The organism is Pseudodesulfovibrio cashew, assembly GCF_009762795.1.
Lineage (GTDB): Bacteria > Desulfobacterota > Desulfovibrionia > Desulfovibrionales > Desulfovibrionaceae > Pseudodesulfovibrio > Pseudodesulfovibrio cashew.
Window position 1 is genome coordinate 2,172,345 of record NZ_CP046400.1, and the last position, 18,355, is coordinate 2,190,699.

Genomic DNA, 18,355 nt, shown 5'->3' on the forward strand with positions numbered 1-18,355 from the left:
TGGGTTGCAACGCTCTGTGTCGTTTTGACCCTTGATTTCCGGGCGAATGTGTCAAAATGGCGAAGAGCGATTAAACGTCCTCAATCCCGTACTTTTCGATTTTCCGGTAGAGAGTTTTACGCCCGATGCCCAGGACCTGTGCGGCCTTGAGTCGGTTGCCCTCATAGATGGAAAGGACACGGGCGATGTGCTCTTTCTCCATATTCTGCAAGGACATGGGAGGTGCGTCATCCTTGGGCTCGTCTCCGCTGCGGACCACTTCGCGGGGCAGGGTCTTGTCGGTGATGACCCCGTTTTCCGAGAGGATGAGCGCCCGCTCAAGGACGTTGCGCAGTTCGCGGACGTTGCCCGGCCAGTCGTAGCTCAGGAGGCGCTGGAGCGTCCTTTCCGACATGGCCGGTTTCTGCTGGCCCTGGCTCAGAAGGGTCAGGAAATGCTCCACCAGCAGGGGGATGTCCTCCTTGCGTTTGCACAGGCGGGGAATGTGGATGTTGAAGACATTGATGCGGTGGTAGAGCGCTTCGTTGAACGTCCCTTCCTCCACGGCCTTGCCCAGGTCACGGTTGGTGGCGAAGAGAAAGCGGACATCGGCCCGCCGCTCCTCGGTCTCGCCCATGCGGCGATAGGTCTTGGTCTCGAGCAGGCGGAGCAGGGAGGCCTGGACGTCGTCAGGCAGATCGCCGATCTCGTCCAGGAAGAGAGTGCCCTTGTGGGCCACGGAGACCAGGCCTTCGTGGGCTTCGGCAGCGCCGGTGAACGCGCCTTTGCGGTGGCCGAAGAGCTCTGAGCGCACCATCTCCCGGTGAAGCATGGCGCAGTTCTTGATGATCAGCGGCTGGTCGGAGCGTTTGCTCCGGCTGTGGATGGCATGGGCGACCACGTCCTTGCCCGCGCCGCTCTCGCCGGTGATCAGCACCGGGACCTCCGAGGGGGTCAGCTTTTCGATAAGGTAGTTGATCTCCTTGATCGGGGTGGACCGGCCGATGAGGTTGGTCTTGCGGGTGGCGCTTTCGTGGGTGTGGCGCAAGCCGCGGTTCTCCCGGTGCAGGCTCACCCGCTGGTAGGCGCGGTCCAGGACCAGCTCCATGCGGTCGAGCTTGAAGGGCTTGGTGATGTAATCATAAACGCCCAGGCGCATGGCCTCGACGGCGCTGTCGATGTCGCCGTGACCGGTGATGAGGATGAACTCCACGTCCTGCTGGGTGGCCTTGAACTCGGTGTAAAGCTCCATGCCGTCCGCGTCGGGCAGGCGGATGTCGAGGATGATGATGTCGTACCGCGTTTTGGCCAGCAGTTGGCGGGCGCGGTGGGCGTTCTCCGCAGTGTGGAGGATGCGCTCCGCTGAATCGAGCTCCCGTTTCAGGAGCCGGAGTATGGACTCCTCGTCATCGACGACGAGTACATTGTAAGGAGATTTCATCTATCAGTCCTGTTGGATCGGCAAGGTGACGACGAAGCGGGAGCCTACGCCCTCTTCACTGAGGACGCTGATCTCGCCGTGGTGATCCTTGACGATGTTGTAGCATGTTGACAGGCCGATGCCGATGCCCTTGCCCACGGGTTTCGTGGTGAAGAAGGGGTCGAAGAGTCTGTCCTTGATTTCCGGGGAAATGCCGCAGCCGTTGTCAGCCACCTCCAGAACCACGGCGCCCTTTCCGTTCATCCGTGTGTGCAGGGAGATGACTCCCTCCTTTCCCTGGAGGGCGTCGGCGGCGTTGGTCATCAGGTTGAGCATGACCTGCTTGAGCCGGGGTTCGTCGGCGTAGATCAGGGGCAGTTCGTCGGCCAGGTCCAGTTCCAGGGAGAGCTCCTTGGAGCGCTTGAGATGGTAGCCGAGGATGTTGAGGGTATCCTTGATCACGTCGTTGAGGTTGACGATGCCGAATACCGAGGTTTCGGGATGGCCGAAGTTGAGCAGGCTCTTTACGATCTGCTGACAGCGGTGGCACTCCTTGAGAATCGTGTTGGTGTAGTCCTCGAAGTCGGTTTTGACCTCGGCGGGGATGCACTCGGCGGTGAGCTTGGTGAGCTTGCGCTGGATGCCCTCGGCATAGCCGGAGATCGCCATGAGCGGGTTGTTCACTTCATGGGCCACGCCCGTGGCCAGGGTACCGACGGTGGCCATCTTTTCCGCCTGGTAGTACTTGGCCTGATATTCCTTTTCCAGGGTCACGTCGCGCTTGAAGATGAGCACGCGGTTCCCCGAGCCGTAGGGGCCCTTCAGGGGCGAGGCGATCATCTCGAACTGTCTCTTTCTGCCGTTGATGCGGAAGAACGCCAGCTCCTTGCAGACCTTGTTGGTGGACAGGGAGCGAAAGGCCGGACACTCGGGGCAGGGTTCCACGGAGTTGCGGAACAGCTCGTAGCAGTACTTGCCTTCGGGCTCAACGCTGTCGAAGATTTCGCGGAAGGCGTGGTTGACGGAGATGATGCGCAGGTTCTCGGAGAGGACCATCATCACGTCGGTGATGCCGTCCAGGATGGCCGCGATCTCTCGGCGCTGGCTCTCGGACTCCTCGTTGGCCGCCTGGAGCTCCTCAATGGTGTGTTGCAGCTCCTGGAAGAAGCCGAGCTTGGAGTGCTCGATGCCGATCAGGTCGCTTAGGGTGGTGGACGGTGCCATTACCAGGCCTCCTCGCAGATGGACATGAGCTCTTCCCAGGTGGCGGATCTCGGGTTGGTAAGGTGACAGGCGTCGTGGGTGGCCGTGACGCAGATTTTTTCCAGGGTGTCCTTGGACGGCACCAGGTTTCTCATCTTGGTGTCGATGCCGAAGTCGGCGAACATCCGCTCCAGGCTGTCGATACCCAGTACCGCGGCCTCCTTGGTCGAACACATCCGCGACCCAGAGATGATCCTGCCGATGTCGCCCATCTTCTCGACGCAGGCCGGAAGATTGTAGCGCATGACCGAGGGCAGGAGCACGGGGTGGACCCAGCCGTGGAGTACGTCGCAGATGCCGCCCAGTGAGTGTGCCAGGGCGTGCAGGGAGCCGAGCCCCGCGTTGCTGAAGGACATGCCCGCCGCCGTGGAGGCGATGGACATCTGTTCCAGGGCCTTGAGGTCCCGCTCCTCCGCGGCCGGGCGGAGGTTGTGGACGATCAGTTCGATGGCGCGGAGAGCCTGGACCTCGGTGAAGGGTGAGGCCAGCTTGGAGAGATAGGATTCGATGGCGTGTGCCAGGGCGTCGATGCCCGCGGCCAGGATCAGGCTCCGGCTCTGGGTAACCAGCAACTGCGGGTCGATGATCGACATGTTGGGGACCAGAGAGCGGCTGATGATGGACATCTTCACCTCACGTTCCATGTCGGTGATGATGCAGAACTGGGAGATATCGGAGCTGCTGCCTGCCGTACTGGGGATGAGGATCATGGGCGGCAGGGGACGCATGATTCGGTTGGCGCCCTCGTAGTCCCGGATTTCGCCGCCGTTGCCGGCGATAATGCCGATGCCCTTGGCAGTGTCCATGGGACTGCCGCCGCCCAGGGCGATGATCACGTCGCATCCTTCTTCAAGGTAGTACTTGGCCCCGCGGTGGACCTGCTCGTCGCGGGGATTGGAGTTGACGTCGTTGAAATAGACGCAGTCCAGGTTGTTGACCTGAAGGATGCCCCTGACCAGGTCCACCCAGCCGGATTCCTCCACGCCCCTGTCGCTGACGAAGAAGACGCGTTTGGCTCCCACCCGTTTGGCGCACTCGGCCAGATGGCTGATGGAGCCGCTTCCGAATATGATGTCCGGTATGGCAAATTTCGTACTGATCATGGAGGGAGATCCCCTTTGCGACGGCTCGCGCCGTGACGCGGTTCCTGCTGTTTGCTCAAGCCGGGACAGTGAACGCCATTTCAAGGCAATTTGCAATAGCTTTCGGCTGTAGTCCCGTGTGATTCCATTGTTTTCGGGTGCCGGAATCCCTTTGATTCTCAGGCATGTATCCCCTGGAGCGTCTGGCGGACCAGGGAACTTGCGAAGTCCGCGTCGCCCAGGGCGCGGCCGACCATCATTCGGTACCAGAGGGGGCCGAACAGCGCGTCCACGGCCACGTCGGTATCCGTTGAGGGATGGATTTCACCCCGCCGTATGCCGCGTTCCAGGATTTCCCTGACCCGCTCCCGGCGGCCCCGGATGAAACCGGAATAAAATTGTTCAGCGATGGCATTGTCGGTCTGGGCCTCTGCCATGAGGCCGATCATGGCGCAGGGCGACGGCGCTTCGCTGATGGCGGAAAAGACCTTTGTCAGAAGGACTTCGAGGTCGTTGCGTACCGAACCCGTATCCGGGGCGGGGGTCCGTTGATTCAGCCTTTCACCGTAGGCCTCGATGACCAGCGCCGCCTTGGAGGGCCACCAGCGGTAGATGGTCTGCTTGCCCACGCCGGCGCGTGCGGCGATGCCTTCGATGGTCAGGCTCACGTATCCTTTCTGCTCGAGAAGCTCGATGGTGGCGGTCAGAATGGCCTCGTGGGACCGGGGGCTGCGCCGCCTCCCTGGCTGTTCGGTGTTGCTCATGGGTTCGGGTAATAGATGAAACGAGACGTTCCGTCAAAGACTTTGACAATACGTCTCGTCTCGTTTGCTGGAGACTGCTTTGGGGACGGCCTTTCTGAGAGGTGGATAGTCGATTCCCGTATCTTGTCAGACTGTATGTGAGCTGAAATTTTTTTCTGATAAAAACGATAAATTGAAGAAAATATCATTTCGGAGAAAACGGTGACGGACTTTTTTTCAACAATTCAGGAACTGTCCACAGCAAAACTGAGCGAGCGCTCAGTTTTGCTGTTTTTTTTGACATTAGAGTCGGCTGCGAGGTAGTTTTCGAAAAACTGAGTGAGCACTCGGTTTTTGGAAGGAAACTGGAAAGGACAGGTAATGAAAAAGAAGGAAGCCATACTCAGGGTCGCAACGGTGATGTTCGCGAATAAGGGGTTTGCGGACACATCCGGGCAGGAACTCGCCCGGTTGACCGGCGTGGCCGAGGGGACGATCTTCTATCATTACAAGAGCAAGGAAGGTTTGCTGCTGGCCATTCTGGAGAAGACCAGGGACGAGATAGTGGACCAGATCGAACGGTTCTTCGAGAACAGGCCGTTCAGCAATGGTCTGGAGATGACGGAGGAGGTCGTCGCCTTCTATCTCTACCTGGCCGGATTGATGGAAGATCATTTCCAGCTGTTGCACAGGCACTTCGTCTACAAGTTCTCCGAGTCCAATCCGGAGATCAGGCGGAGCCTGGAATCCATCTATAACTGGCTGGTCGACGTTTTCGAACGAGCGATTACGGTCGGCCAGGAGGACGGGTCCATCAATCCGGATATCCACCCAAGAAAATCGGCGCTCATTCTGTTTACCATGGTAGATGGACTGGTTCGTTTCAAAAACCATAACCTGTATGACGCGGGCGCGCTGTTCAACGAGCTGATCGAGACGTGCCGGAGGATGTTGCGGGTTATCTAGTAAGGAAGAGGCAAGTGTTACTTAAAATTTTCCCATTTATTGACTGGTTTAAAGGGTACAACATGGCGTCGCTCCGTGCCGACGCCATCGCGGGGCTTACGGTCGCCCTGGTGCTCATTCCGCAATCCATGGCGTACGCCCAGCTGGCGGGCATGCCCGCCTATTACGGCCTGTACGCTTCCTTTCTCCCTCCGCTCATCGCCGCGCTGTTCGGCTCCAGCCGTCAGCTGGCCACCGGCCCGGTGGCCGTTGTCTCGCTGATGACTGCGGCCTCGCTGGAACCGCTGGCCACCGCAGGCAGCGAAGGCTACATCGCCTACGCCATCCTGCTCGCGCTCATGGTCGGCCTGTTCCAGTTCCTGCTCGGTGTGCTCAAGCTCGGCCTGGTGGTCAACTTCCTGTCCCACCCGGTTGTCAACGGCTTCACCAACGCCGCCGCCATCATCATCGCGTCCTCCCAGCTCTCCAAGATGTTCGGGGTCTACGTGGACAAGGCGGAGCATCACTATGAAACCATCATCCGCGTGGTGGAGGGAGCCTTTCATTACACCCATCTGCCCACTCTGGGCATGGGCGTGCTCGCCTTCGTGATCATGATAGTGCTCAAGCGCGTCAACCCGAAGATCCCCAACGTCCTGGTGGCGGTGGTCGTGACCACGGCCGTTTCCTGGGGTGTGGGCTTCAACCACGACTCCTCGGCTTCCGTGGACGCAATCAAGTCTCCCGAGGCCATTGAGGCCATCGCCGGGTTCAACGCCGCCGTGGCCGGCATCGACAACCTCGCCCTGGAGCGCACCGCGCTCAACTCGCGCCTGGAAGAGGCCAAGTCCTCCAAGGACGCCATCGGCGTCCTCGATGCAGAGCACGACCTGAGCGTCCTGAATCTGAAGATCGCCCGCCTTAAGCATGAGGCGCACACCCAGCGCACCTTCCTGCGCGAGATGCTTTTCGACGGCGTCGAGGCGCCCGGCGGCGCTCTCGCCTTTTATGCCAGGGGCTCCGTGCCCTCCGGCATGCAGGCCGACGGCCGCACCTGGCGCGTCAAGGTCGGCAACACCAAGCTGGACACCACCAAGCTGAAGATGATGGGCGGCGGTGCCGTGGTCGGCACCGTGCCTTCGGGCATCCCGGCCATCTCCGCACCGTCCCTGGACATGAAGATCATGCTCCATCTGATCCCGTTCGCTGCCATCATCTCGTTGCTCGGCTTCATGGAGGCCATCTCCATCGCCAAGGCAATGGCCGCCAAGACCGGCCAGCGGCTTGACCCCAACCAGGAACTCATCGGCCAGGGCCTGGCCAACATGCTCGGCGCGTGCGGCAAGTCCTATCCTGCCTCGGGCTCCTTCTCCCGTTCGGCGGTCAATCTACAGGCCGGAGCCGTCTCCGGCATGTCCAGCGTGTTTACCTCGCTGATGGTCGTCATCGCTCTCCTGTTCTTCACGCCGCTGCTCTATCACCTGCCCCAGGCGGTGCTGGCCGCGGTCATCATGATGGCCGTCATCGGCCTGATCAACGCGTCCGGCTTCATCCACGCGTGGAAAGCGCAGTGGTATGACGGCGCCATCTCCATCATCTCCTTTGTCTGCACCCTGGCCTTCGCGCCGCACCTGGACAAGGGCATCATGGTCGGCGTGGCTCTCTCCCTGGGCGTCTTTCTGTACAAGTCCATGCGTCCCCGCGTCGCATCCCTGTCCAGGAGTGAGGACCGGTCCCTGCGTGACGCCACCCACTTCGGCCTCAAGGAGTGCAAGCACATCTCGCTGGTCCGCTTCGACGGCCCGCTCTTCTTCGCCAACGCGAGCTTCCTGGAGGACAAGATCACCGACCGGATGATGAACAGCAAGACGCTGCGTCATATCATCATCGTCGCCAACGGCATCAACGACATGGACGCCTCGGGCGAGGAAGCCCTGTCGCTGATCGTGGACAAGGTCCGCGCCGCCGGTCTGGACATCTCCCTGTGCGGGGTCAACGAGGCGGTCATGGCCGTGCTCGAGCGCACCCACCTGCTGGAGAAGATCGGCAAGGATCACGTCTATCCGACCATGGAGACCGCCATTGTGGAAACGCAGAAGAGCACCCACACCGGTTGCGACGAAAGCGAATGTCCGCTGACCAGCTATTGCACGTTGGCCTAATAGCATAAAAGGAGAATGTCATGTCTGTCATAACCGTATTCAACGGCCTGTTCTCCGAAGCCGGTGTGGTGGTAAAGCGCGTGGTTGACGCCACGGGCTACCGCCTGGTCACCGACCAGGAGATCGTGTCCAAGGCCGCATCGCTGTCCGGTATGTCCGAGGGCAAGATCGCCCGGGCTTTCCAGGCCAAGACCTCCGTCTTCAACGCCTTCAGCCACGAAAAGGAGCGGGCCGTTGCCTGGCTCCGGCTGGCCATGGCCGACAAGCTCATGGAACAGGACAACATCCTGTTCTCAGGCTTCGCCTCCCAGCTTCCGCCCGTGGATATAGACCATATCCTCAAGGTCTGTCTGATCTCGGATATGAAGCACCGCCTGGCCATCGCCGAGAGCACCGAAGGGTATGCGGAGAAGCACGCCCTCAAGCTCATCCACAAGGACGACGAGGACCGCGCCGCATGGGTCGAGCTGGTCAGGGGCGTGAGTGACCCCTGGTCCAAGGAACTCTATGACGTGGTGGTGCCTGTCAGCGCCTCCGGCGTCGATGGGAGCGCCGACCTGATCGTCGAGCAGCTCGGCAATGCCGCCGTGCAGGTCACTGATGTGTCCCGGGCCAAGGTTGAGAACTTCGTGCTCGCTGCCAAGGTGGGGACCGCACTGGCCGCTACCGGGCATAGCGCGGAAGTCCGTGCCGACAACGGCACCGTGACCCTGACCATCAACAAGCACGTCCTCATGCTTGAACGGCTTGAGCGGGAGCTCTCCGAGATCGCCGGAAGCGTGGATGGCGTGAAAAAGGTCGAGGCAACCGTAGGCAAAGGCTTTCACCAGAACGACATCTATCGTAGAATGGACTTCGACCTTCCTTCCAAGGTCCTGCTGGTTGACGATGAGCGGGAGTTTGTCCAGACCCTGTCCGAGCGTCTGATGATGCGCGACATGGGGGCCGCCGTGGTTTATGATGGCGAGTCCGCCCTGAACCTGGTCAAGGACGACGAGCCCGAGGTCATGATCCTCGACCTCAAGATGCCCGGCATCGACGGCATCGAGGTCCTGCGCCGGGTCAAGCGCGAGCACCCGGACGTGGAGGTCATCATCCTCACCGGCCACGGTTCCGAGAAGGACCGCGACGTGTGCATGGGGCTGGGCGCGTTTGCCTACCTGCACAAGCCCGTGGACATCGACCTCCTGAGCAAGACGCTCAAGGCGGCCAATGAGAAGGTCAAGAATAACGGATAATTGAAGCCGGGTGGCGTTATGGCGATAATGGACATGATCAAACCAACGTTCTGGGATACCGATTCCAGTCTTGGACCGGGCAAGAGCCTGTTCAACTATCGGCGCATCTGGCGTTTCGCCATCGCGTTGCTGACGGTTGTCGCGCTCATCCCGCTGCTGGTCATGGCAACCATCGACTATAACGTCACCCGGAGTTCCCTGGAATCCGAAAACCTCCTGCGCACCGCACGGACTACCTCCAATACGCGGCGCACCGTGGCGTCCTTTCTGAAGGAGCGAACCAAGGCATTGGACTTCCTGGCTGAGCACGAAGGAATCGCCAACCTGCGGGACTGCGACAACCTGGCTTCCATCCTGGCTTCGCTCAAGTCCAGCTTTGGCGGCTTCGTGGACATCGGCATCATCAACAACCAGGGCAGCCAGATCGCCTACATCGGGCCATACGACCTGTTGGGCAGGGACTACCGGGACCAGGCGTGGTTCGAGAACACCATGACCCAGGGGACCTACGTCAGCAACGTTTTCCTCGGCTTTCGCGATGAGCCCCACCTGGTGGTGGCGCGCAAGGTCTACGACGCCAAGGCGGACGAGGCCTACATCCTGCGGGCCACCCTGGACACGGCCCAGTTCAACGCCATGCTGGCCTCTCTGGACCTGCCGGGCGGTGGCGACGCCTTCCTGGTTGACGTGGACGGCCTGATTCAGACGCCCTCCAAATTTCATGGCAAGCTGTTGCAGAAGGTGGACGTGGATATCCCGGGCTATTCGGAGAAGACCAGCGTTCAGCAGACCAGGGGAGGGGACGGCACCGAGTATACCGTGGGCTACGCCTACGTGCGCGGCACCCCGTTCGTGGTCTTGGTGGTTAAGCATACAGAGGAGCTGATGAAGCCGCTCCGGACCATCCGCATGGAGCTGCTCTGGATATTGGCCACGAGCGTCGCCCTCATTCTGCTGGTTATCGTCGGCGTTGCCACCTACATGGTCAACAAAATCTATATTGCGGACCAGACCCGGGCGCGGACCCTGCACCGCATGGAGCACACCAACCGCATGGCCTCCATCGGCAGGCTGGCCGCGGGTGTGGCCCATGAGATCAACAACCCGCTGGCCATCATCAACGAGAAGGCCGGGCTGATCAGCGATTTGTTCCATTTCAAGCAGGAATACGCTCAAGACGAGCGGTTGCAGAAGAACATCCAGTCGATTATCGACTCCGTGGCGCGTTGCGGCAGGATCACCAAGCGGTTGCTCAGTTTCGCCCGGCACATCGACGTGGAGATGGACTCCATCAAGTTCAAGGAACTGGCCGACGAGGTCATCGATTTCCTTCGCAAGGAGGCTGAGTACCGGTCCATCACCCTGGATATGAACATCCCGGAGGACCTTCCGGAATTCATCTCGGACCGAGGCAAGCTCCAGCAGATTTTTCTCAACCTGGTGAACAACGCCTTTCAGGCGATGAGCGATGGTGGTACGTTGTCCATCTCGGCGGCCAAGGCCGCCAAGGACTCGCTGGTTTTCACCGTGGCTGACGACGGCTGCGGCATCCCCGAAACGGATCTCAAGCGGATTTTCGACCCATTCTTTTCCACCAAGAAGAAGACCGGCGGGACCGGGCTCGGGCTTTCCATCACCTACGGCCTTGTGCAGGAGCTCGGCGGAACCATGTCCGTCGAGAGCGAGGTGGGCCGGGGGACGAAATTCACCATAACAATGCCCCTGGCGGGGCCGGACAAAGCGTGAGCGCAATGAAAGTACTTTTGGTTGACGACGAAGTGGAGCTGGTTTCCGCCATGGCGGAGCGGCTCGGATTCCGGGGCGTTGAGGCGGACTGGACCGACAATGGCGCTTCCGCCCTTGAGATGGCGGAGAAGACGGACTATGACGTGGCCGTTCTGGATATGAAGATGCCCAAGATCAGCGGCCTGGAGCTTCAGGAGAAGTTGGCTGAAAAACATCCGGGCATGCGGTTCATCTTCCTTTCCGGACATGGCTCGGAAAAGGACTTCAAGGCGGGTTGCGCCGCCGGATGCGAATATTTGATCAAGCCCATCCAACTGGAAGACCTGTTGGAAAAACTCAATCAGGCCGTCTGCTAGGCCGGGAGCGCCCATGACCACATCCGCCTCCGAAGCCCACCAGGGGCTGCAATTTTTCGGACGTATAAGCGCGTCCGTGTCCCATGAGATCAAGAACGTCTTCGCCGTAATCAACGAGTCGGCGGGCCTGATCGAGGACTTCACGCTCATGGCCGAGCGCGGCATGCCCATCCAGCCGGAAAAGCTGAAGAGTGTCGCGGCCTCCATCCAGGGCCAAGTTCGGCGCGGTGATTCCATCGTCCGTAACATGAACGCGTTCGCGCATTCCGCCGACGAACCGGTGCGGGAAGTGAACCTGGCTGAAACCCTGGGCCTCATCGTGGCCCTGACCACCCGACTGGCCGACATGAAACAGGTCAGGCTGACCCTGGGGGATTGCGAATCGATCTCCAGGAAGGCCAACCCCTTTGACCTGATGCGGCTGCTGCATGGAGCCATGGAGGCCTGTCTCGACGGGCTGGCTCCCGGTGACAGTCTGGTGGCGTGTGTGAAGTCCGCAGACGGCGGCGCATCGTTCTCCCTTTCCGCCCCCGGAAAGGATGTGCCGTTCGCGAGTGATGCATCGCTTTCCTCCCTGGCGCAGGCAATGGGCCTGCGCATTATCTCGGAGGAAGGCACCGGGACTCTTGAGCTGCTGTTCCCGGCGGCTTGAGAACCCGCGTAACATTACATTCAACTTAAGCAGGAGAAATACAATGCCAGAAAAAGTGTTGCTCATCGACGACGAAGAGGAATTCCTGAGCGCGCTGTCCGAACGGATGGAGATTCGCGGCATGAATGTCACCACGGCGTCCAACGCCGATGCCGCAGTCACCGCCCTGGACAACAACGAGTTCGACGCCATCATCCTTGACCTGCAGATGCCCGACATGAACGGCATCGAGATGCTCAAGGTCATCAAGAAGAGCCACCCCGAGATGCAGGTCATCCTGCTCACCGGCAAGGCCACGTTGGAGGCGGGTATAGAGGCCATGAAGCTCGGTGCCATGGACTTCATGGAAAAGCCCGCGGACATCCAGTCCCTCACCGAGAAGATCAAGAAGGCTCAGGCCAAGAAGATGCTTCTGGTGGAAAAGCAAACGGCCGACAAGGTCGACGAGATCCTCAAGTCAAAGGGTTGGTAGGCCTTCCCCAGGGGGATGGCTTCGGCGAAAGCGGCTTCTGCAGGGCCGCCCGCCGGAAGATGCGGCAGAGCCGGTACGCGGACGCGCGGCCGGTAAGGCCCTGTCTCGACCCGTAGGCCGAAACCAAGGAAAGCCCCGCAGCCGTTGGCTGCGGGGCTTGGTTTTTTATAGACGCACCAGGATCAGTTGCTCATGGGACAGAAGCGGTCCCAGCCCATGAGCCCGGCCCCGCCCGCAATGGTGGTGCCGTAGAAGAGCACGGGTTTGTCGGTCAGGAACAGGTCGATGGTGGCGTTGCCCAAAGTAGTGCCCGTGACGAGCAGCAGGTCGCACCACTCCATGGCGTCATGGGTGGCTTCGCCGCCCTCGATGAGCACACCGCGTTTCTTCTGGCCGATGTTGTCCGGGTCCAGGTCGATGAGCCGTACTTCCACCTCGCTGCTCAGGGCTTCGGCCAAGGTGGGCTGGAAGCCGATGATGGTGATGCGCTTTGCACCGTAGTTGTCCCGGATATGTTCGAACACCTTGCGGGAGCATTCCTTGGGGCCCTGGTCCTTGCAGTGAATGGTGTGATCCGCCATGCCCAGATAGCGCGAGACCGCGTTCAAAGTGGAGACGAACACGGCGCGGTTGAAGTTGTTGTCCAACGGCAGGTCCGTGACCTCGCGCAGGGTTCCTGCGTAGTTGCCGTAGTGGTCAGTGAAGGCCTGCCCTCGCTGGTTGCGGAACACGGCCTCCATGAGTTTCTCCTTGCCCTTCTGGATGGGGAAGTCGGTCTCGTCCGGCGTGCCGATGGCCTCTTTCACGCTGAGCGGTCCGGCGGAAACGGTAATATTTTCACCCAGGATGTCCGCTTTCTCCCAGAGGACGAGGGCCTTGTCCCGGACGGTTTCCAGTATGGTTTTCATGTATGATCTCCTTGTCTATGCGCCTATACGGCGGAGAGCCGTTTGAGCGCGGCGAAAATTATCAGTGAAAAGAAGCCGATTACTACGGACAGGACGATGGCCCTGTCGAACTCCCCGGAAAACACTGCGTTGTAAATTTCCAGTGAGAGCGTGTTGGTCCTGCCGATGATGTTGCCCCCGAGCATGAGCGTGATGCCCACCTCGCCCAGGGAGCGCCCAAGGGCGAGAAACCAACCCGCAGCCACGTTGCGTTTTACCACGGGCAACAGCACCAGCCAATAGGTCTGCCACTGACTCTTGCCGAGGACCCTGGCCGTCTCGGACAATTGTTTCACGTCCCCCTGCAGGGCCGCCACCAGCGGCTTCACCATGAGCGGCATCCCGGCCACGAAGGAGGCCAGGACCACCCCGGTGAAGCTGAAGACCACGTCGATGGGCAGGTGCTCCCCGACGATCCCGGCCCGCCCGAGGATCATCAGCAGGATGAACCCCGTGGCGATGGGCGGGAAGACGAGCGGGAGCGTGACCAGGAAGTCCACCGCCGAGCGCAGCGCGCCCCGGCCCGTGGTCAGGTAGTAGCCGAGCAGGACTCCGCCGACCAGGTGCAACACGCCCGCCGCCGCCAGAGTCTTGATGGTCAGCCAGAGCGGACCGGTTGTCTTGGGCTCGGCGAGAATTGCTAGAAAGTCCACCTGCTACAGTCCGTTACGCGTAATGATCTCCCGGGCTTCGGGGGTCTTGAGGAATTCGAGGAACGCTTTTGCCTCATCCGGGTTGGGGCTGTTGCTCAGCAGGGCCGCGAGGATGTTGATCTTCGTGTACTTGCCGTCGTCCACGATGACGTAGCCGCCGATCTTGTCCTTCACGTTCAGGGCATGGGTCAGGTTGAGGAAGCCCATGTCCACTTCCTTGGTGGCCAGGTAGGAGAAGACCTGCGGTACGGTGGATACCTCCACCAGCTTGGGCTTGATGCCGGGCAGGCGGTCGGTGTTGGTCAGGAACTGCCTGGCGGCCTTGCCGTAGATGGCTTTGCTGCTGTCAGGCATGGCAATGCGGCCCACCTTGTCATTGTCCAGGTCGGCGACACAGTTGAACGGGCTTCCCTTGGCAAAGGCAAGAACCAGGCGGCCCTGGCCGAGAACCTGCTGCACGGCCATGGGCAGGCGGGCCCTTTCCAGGAAGCTCTGGTCGCCCAGGACGATGTCCACGTTGCCGCTTTCCTTGGCCAGGGTGGTGACCCGGCCCATGTTGCCGTAAAGTCGTTCGATTTGCTTGCCGGTGGCCTTTTCATAGGCCGTGTTCAGGGCGTTGACCATTTTCTTGTATCCGGCTCCGGCGGCGACCACCGCATTGCCCGCGTGCGCGGGGATGGTGAAGGCGGCGAGGAGCAGGGCGCAAAGGATGAGGGTGGCGATTCTTTTCATGAGGGTCTCCTTTAGGAGTACGCGGGTGCGGTTCGGGTTGTTTCCGGGTGAACGAGGTGGTTGTGGCGGCTGAGCCAGTCCGGGGCGATACGCCCGCCTTCCACGGCGATGATGGCGTCGCCGAGGTGCTCGGCCTCCTGAAGGTCATGGGTCACGTGAACGATGGGGATGCCGAGTTCGGTCTTGAGCTCGGCCAGCAGGTCTCGCAAAAACGAGCGGGTCCCGACGTCCAGGGCCGAGAAGGGTTCATCGAGGAGGAGCAGATCGGGTTTGCTTGCCAGTGCCTGGCAAAACGCCGCGCGCTGCCTTTCTCCGCCGGAGATGGAGTCGGGCCGCTCGTTCTTGAGGTGCAAGATGCCGAAAGTCTTCATCAGCGCGTCCACATCGGCTCCTTCGGGTGCACCGAAGGTGATGTTTTTGTGCACTGTCATGTGCGGGAACAGGGTGTACTCCTGGAAGACCAGCCCCAACCGGCGCTTGTGGGTGGGGACGTACTCTCCGGTTTGGGAGTCGGCCCAGGTCCTGCCGTTCAGCGAGATCGCGCCGGAGTCCGGGGCCTCAAGCCCGGCGATGAGCCTGACCAGTGTGGTCTTGCCCGCGCCGGAAGGGCCGACGATGGCGGTCAACTCCCCGTTGCGGCAGGTGAAGTTCGTCCTCAGCTGGAAGTGGGGCAGTTGCTTGCATATATTTACTGTCAGGGTCATGGCGTCGCCTTTTCAGGATGATTCATCACGTCTAGGGAGAACGTGAGGATATCCATTTTCCTATGCTCTGCGGGATATGCGGGCAAGGTTGTCACGCGAACGCCTAAAACCGTGACGGTTGGTCATATGTGATAGTCGTTGAAACACGGAAAGCAGGCTAGGGGGAAAGGATAAGCGCACCGCCGGGCGTGGATTTACGCCCGGCGGGAGCCTGCTGAAAGAGAGAAAAGAATGCGGGCGGGCCGGATCAGCCCGTGACGACGATGAGGTGCATCTCGCGGGGGCCGTGCGCGCCGTGGACCAGTTGGGCCTCGATGTCGGCGGTTTTGGACGGGCCGGAGATGAAGTTGAACGAGGTGGGCAGTTCGGTGTCTTCCAGTTGCGCGTAGAGTTCGGGCAGGTCTGCCAGAAGCCGCTCAAGGGGCAGCACCGCGATGTGGATGGAGGGCACCAGCGAGGTGGCCCTGCCGCGTCCCGGACCGGCCAGCAGGGCGATGGCCCCGCAGTCTGCCACGCCCCAGTTCGCGCCGGTCACGCCGATGAAGGCCGCCTCGGCCTGGGCGCGCAGGCGCTGCTTGCCCTGCATCTCGTCCTCGTCGGGCAGGAGGGCGGCCACGTCCACGGCGATTCCGTCACCGGCCAGCCTGTCCTTCAGGCCAAGGGCTTCGATCTCGGGGTTGTCGTGCAGGGTGAGGCGTTTTTCACCGCCCCATTCCGTGTCTGCGTTGCGGGCGATGTCCGCGATGGCCTCGCCTGCCTCGTCCGGGGTGGCGGCCTCGTGCACGTTCAGGTTCAGGGGCACGGCGGCTTCCTTGAGCAGGGCCAGCAAAGCTGCGCGCTCTTCGGGCGTCCGTTGTGCCTGTGTGAGCCGGGCCTCCCGTTCGCCTTCGGGGCGGGGATTGAACAGCGCCGGGTCCACCGGGGAGGATGTGGTTCGGCCCAGGGCCTCGCGCACGCGGTTGAGGAAATCCCGTTCGTTATGCATCGCCGTCCTCCTTGAGCCGTTTGGCGTGAATGGTGTTCCAGCGTTCAGCGAAGGTCTGCTTGGCGATGGGCGGGAAGTCCCGGTCCGCCGTCCATTTGCCCAGCGGGCCCACGCCGTGCTTCAGCACGCCCTTGCGAACGAAGGGAGCCTGGAGCAGGCGCCCCGACTTGACCAGCAGGTCGTAGGCCTTGCGGCTCGACATGGCCGCCGCCCACGCCTTGAAGGCCACGGCTTCGGTCTTGTCCACCGGGGTCACGTCCCAGGTCTCGTCGCCGTATGCGAGCATGTGGCGCAGCTCCGAGAGCATGCGCGGCAGGTCGTTGTTGACCGGGCACATGTCCTTGCACGCGCCGCAGAGGGTCTCGCCCCGACACAGGTCGGCGTGGTCGTTGACGCCCCCCAGCAGCGGCATGACCACCGAGCCGATGGGGCCGGTGTAGGTGGCGTTGTAGGCGTGTCCGCCGATGCGCCCGTAGACCGGGCAGATGTTCAGGCAGCCGCCGCAGCGGATGCAGGCCAGCACCTCGCGAAAGCGCGGGTCGGCCAGGATGTCGGTGCGGCCGTTGTCGATGATCACGAGGTGGAACTCCTCGGGACCGTCGGGCTCGCCCGGCTGGCGCGGCCCGCCCACGAAGCTGACGTATGTGGAAATCTTCTGTACCGCCGCGCCGCGCGTGAGCAGGCGCAGCAGGGTCTCGTGCTCGGCCAGGGTCGAGGTGACGCGCTCCATGCCCATGAGCGCCACGTGGACCTTGGGCATGGTCGTGGCCATGCGGATATTGCCCTCGTTGGAGACCAGGGCCACCTGGCCGGTCTCGGCGCAGGCCAGGTTGCAGCCGGTCAGGCCCATGTCGGCGGTGAGCAGCTTCTCCCGGAGTGCCTTGCGTGCGGCCTTGGTCAGGGTCGGCGGGTCTTCGGAGTAGGGGATGCCGAGCTTTTCCTGAAAGAGCCTGCCGATCTGCCGCCGGTTCATGTGGATGCACGGGGCGATGATGTGCGAGGGGGCTTCGCCGGCCAACTGGAGGATGTATTCGCCGAGGTCGGTCTCGACCACCTCGATGCCGTCTTTCTCCAGCAGCGGGTCCACGCCGATCTCGGCGGAGGTCATGGACTTGCCTTTGACCACGCGCTTGACTTCGTTCTTGCGTGCCACTTCCAGGCAGTATCTGCTGGCGTCCTCGGCGGTCCTGGCGAAGTAGACGTGCCCGCCCTGTTTGCGGATGTTTTCCGCCAGGGTAGCCAGGACCACGTCCAGGTGTTCCAGGGTCCGCATGCGCATGGCCTTGGCCCTGGCGCGCAGCTCCGGTGAAATTTCGGTCTTCCATAACTGCCGGGTACCGCGTCCGATGCGGTCCTGGATCATGCGGATGGCGGCGTGCAGTTCTTCGTTGCCCACGGCCTCGCGGGCCAGTTCCGAGTAGGTCTTTTCGTTCGTCTCGTGCATGGCTACACTCCGGTTCCGGCCAACAGCTCGGCGATGTGCAGGGCGCGGACCGGGGAGCCGATCCGGCTCAGGCGTCCGGCGATATTCATCAGGCAGCTTACGTCGCAGCCCGACACGACGTCCGCGCCGGTCTCCAGGATGGTCTTGACCTTGTCGTCCACCATGGCCGTGGAGATTTCCGGGTACTTGACGCTGAAGGTGCCGCCGAAGCCGCAGCAGCGGTCGCTCTCGTCCATCTCGACCAGGGTCAGGCCGGGGATATTTCCCAGTAGTTGGCGGGGCTGCCTGCGGATGCCGAGGCCCCGGGCCAGGTGGCAGGAGTCGTGGTAGGTCACCGTGCCGTTGAAGCGGCTGCCCAGCTCCTCGCCGGGATCGGTGACGCCGAGCACATCCACCAGGTATTCGGTGAACTCGTACGTCCTGGCCGCGACCCGGCGGGCGCGCACCAGCATGCCCGGTTCGTCCTTGAACAGCTCAGGGTAGTGGTGGCGGACCATATGCACGCAGGAACCGGATGGGCAGACGATGATCTCGCTGTCCTCGAAAATGTCGATGAAACGGCGGGCGGCCTTGGTCGCCTCGGCCCGGTACCCCGAGTTGAAGGCGGGCTGGCCGCAGCAGGTCTGCTCGGGCGGGTAGTGCATGGGCACGCCGAGTCTCTCCAGAATGTGGACCATGGCGTCGCCGATTTCGGGACGCAGGGAATCCACAAGGCATTGTATGAAAAGCGTGGCTGTCTGTTTGCTCATTATTTTACTGAATTAGGTCTAGTGGGGTGGGAACGGGCGCAGATGTTGCCCCCATCCCTTAAAACTTGCAAGGAATTTTCCAT

The 18,355-nt window shown here is 61.5% G+C and carries 18 protein-coding genes; 7 read left to right on the forward strand and 11 right to left on the reverse strand.

Annotated features, from left to right (window positions below; translation table 11 throughout):
- Positions 1-70 precede the first annotated feature (70 nt).
- The 4 genes from GM415_RS09690 to GM415_RS09705 all read right to left on the reverse strand — a co-directional run bounded on the left by GM415_RS09690 (position 71) and on the right by GM415_RS09705 (position 4,508).
- Complete coding sequence (locus GM415_RS09690; protein WP_158947650.1) at positions 71-1,420, reverse strand: sigma-54-dependent transcriptional regulator; 1,350 nt, start codon at positions 1,418-1,420, stop codon at positions 71-73.
- A gap of 3 nt (positions 1,421-1,423) precedes the next feature.
- On the reverse strand, positions 1,424-2,623 hold the full coding sequence (locus GM415_RS09695; protein ID WP_158947652.1) for a two-component system sensor histidine kinase NtrB: 1,200 nt from the start codon (positions 2,621-2,623) through the stop codon (positions 1,424-1,426).
- Entirely contained in the window at positions 2,623-3,765 is a 1,143-nt protein-coding gene (locus tag GM415_RS09700) for an iron-containing alcohol dehydrogenase (protein WP_158947654.1), read from the reverse strand. The genes GM415_RS09695 and GM415_RS09700 overlap by 1 nt, the downstream gene beginning before the upstream one ends.
- 158 nt (positions 3,766-3,923) lie before the next feature.
- Positions 3,924-4,508, reverse strand: a complete 585-nt coding sequence (locus tag GM415_RS09705; RefSeq protein ID WP_158947656.1) for a TetR/AcrR family transcriptional regulator — start codon at positions 4,506-4,508, stop codon at positions 3,924-3,926.
- A gap of 360 nt (positions 4,509-4,868) precedes the next feature.
- Between GM415_RS09705 and GM415_RS09710 the strand changes: the two genes are divergently transcribed.
- Genes GM415_RS09710 through GM415_RS09740 form a run of 7 tightly spaced genes read left to right on the forward strand, consistent with a single transcriptional unit; the run spans position 4,869 to position 12,058 of the window.
- A complete protein-coding gene (locus GM415_RS09710; protein WP_158947658.1) occupies positions 4,869-5,453 on the forward strand; it encodes a TetR/AcrR family transcriptional regulator in 585 nt (194 codons plus the stop codon).
- Positions 5,454-5,467: 14 nt separating this feature from the next.
- Positions 5,468-7,594: a SulP family inorganic anion transporter gene (locus GM415_RS09715; RefSeq protein ID WP_158947660.1), complete on the forward strand. Its 2,127-nt coding sequence runs from the start codon at positions 5,468-5,470 to the stop codon at positions 7,592-7,594.
- 20 nt (positions 7,595-7,614) lie between these two features.
- On the forward strand, positions 7,615-8,832 hold the full coding sequence (locus GM415_RS09720; RefSeq protein WP_158947662.1) for a response regulator: 1,218 nt from the start codon (positions 7,615-7,617) through the stop codon (positions 8,830-8,832).
- Between the two features lie 33 nt (positions 8,833-8,865).
- Positions 8,866-10,578 (forward strand): sensor histidine kinase, encoded by a 1,713-nt coding sequence (locus tag GM415_RS09725; protein ID WP_422393753.1) that lies wholly within the window; start codon positions 8,866-8,868, stop codon positions 10,576-10,578.
- Between the two features lie 5 nt (positions 10,579-10,583).
- Positions 10,584-10,934: a response regulator gene (locus GM415_RS09730; RefSeq protein WP_158947666.1), complete on the forward strand. Its 351-nt coding sequence runs from the start codon at positions 10,584-10,586 to the stop codon at positions 10,932-10,934.
- A gap of 13 nt (positions 10,935-10,947) precedes the next feature.
- A complete protein-coding gene (locus tag GM415_RS09735) occupies positions 10,948-11,586 on the forward strand; it encodes a sensor histidine kinase (protein WP_158947668.1) in 639 nt (212 codons plus the stop codon).
- A gap of 43 nt (positions 11,587-11,629) precedes the next feature.
- Positions 11,630-12,058 (forward strand): response regulator, encoded by a 429-nt coding sequence (locus GM415_RS09740; RefSeq protein WP_158947670.1) that lies wholly within the window; start codon positions 11,630-11,632, stop codon positions 12,056-12,058.
- 182 nt (positions 12,059-12,240) lie between these two features.
- Here GM415_RS09740 and GM415_RS09745 read toward each other — a convergent pair whose 3' ends face one another.
- From GM415_RS09745 to GM415_RS09775, 7 genes are all read right to left on the reverse strand, one after another.
- Complete coding sequence (locus tag GM415_RS09745) at positions 12,241-12,966, reverse strand: Rossmann-like domain-containing protein (protein WP_158947672.1); 726 nt, start codon at positions 12,964-12,966, stop codon at positions 12,241-12,243.
- Between the two features lie 23 nt (positions 12,967-12,989).
- Positions 12,990-13,658 (reverse strand): molybdate ABC transporter permease subunit, encoded by a 669-nt coding sequence (locus GM415_RS09750; RefSeq protein WP_158947674.1) that lies wholly within the window; start codon positions 13,656-13,658, stop codon positions 12,990-12,992.
- 3 nt (positions 13,659-13,661) lie between these two features.
- The gene (gene modA / locus GM415_RS09755; protein WP_158947676.1) at positions 13,662-14,390 is read right to left on the reverse strand and encodes a molybdate ABC transporter substrate-binding protein; all 729 of its coding nucleotides are present in this window, start codon (positions 14,388-14,390) and stop codon (positions 13,662-13,664) included.
- An 11-nt stretch (positions 14,391-14,401) separates the two neighbouring features.
- Complete coding sequence (locus GM415_RS09760) at positions 14,402-15,094, reverse strand: ATP-binding cassette domain-containing protein (RefSeq protein ID WP_158947678.1); 693 nt, start codon at positions 15,092-15,094, stop codon at positions 14,402-14,404.
- A 247-nt stretch (positions 15,095-15,341) separates the two neighbouring features.
- Positions 15,342-16,079, reverse strand: coding sequence for a LutC/YkgG family protein (locus GM415_RS09765; RefSeq protein WP_158947680.1), 738 nt, complete (start codon positions 16,077-16,079; stop codon positions 15,342-15,344).
- Positions 16,072-17,523: a LutB/LldF family L-lactate oxidation iron-sulfur protein gene (locus GM415_RS09770; RefSeq protein WP_158947682.1), complete on the reverse strand. Its 1,452-nt coding sequence runs from the start codon at positions 17,521-17,523 to the stop codon at positions 16,072-16,074. Before GM415_RS09770 ends, GM415_RS09765 begins: the two co-directional genes overlap by 8 nt.
- Positions 17,524-17,525: 2 nt before the next feature.
- The gene (locus GM415_RS09775) at positions 17,526-18,272 is read right to left on the reverse strand and encodes a (Fe-S)-binding protein (RefSeq protein ID WP_158947684.1); all 747 of its coding nucleotides are present in this window, start codon (positions 18,270-18,272) and stop codon (positions 17,526-17,528) included.
- Positions 18,273-18,355 lie beyond the last annotated feature (83 nt).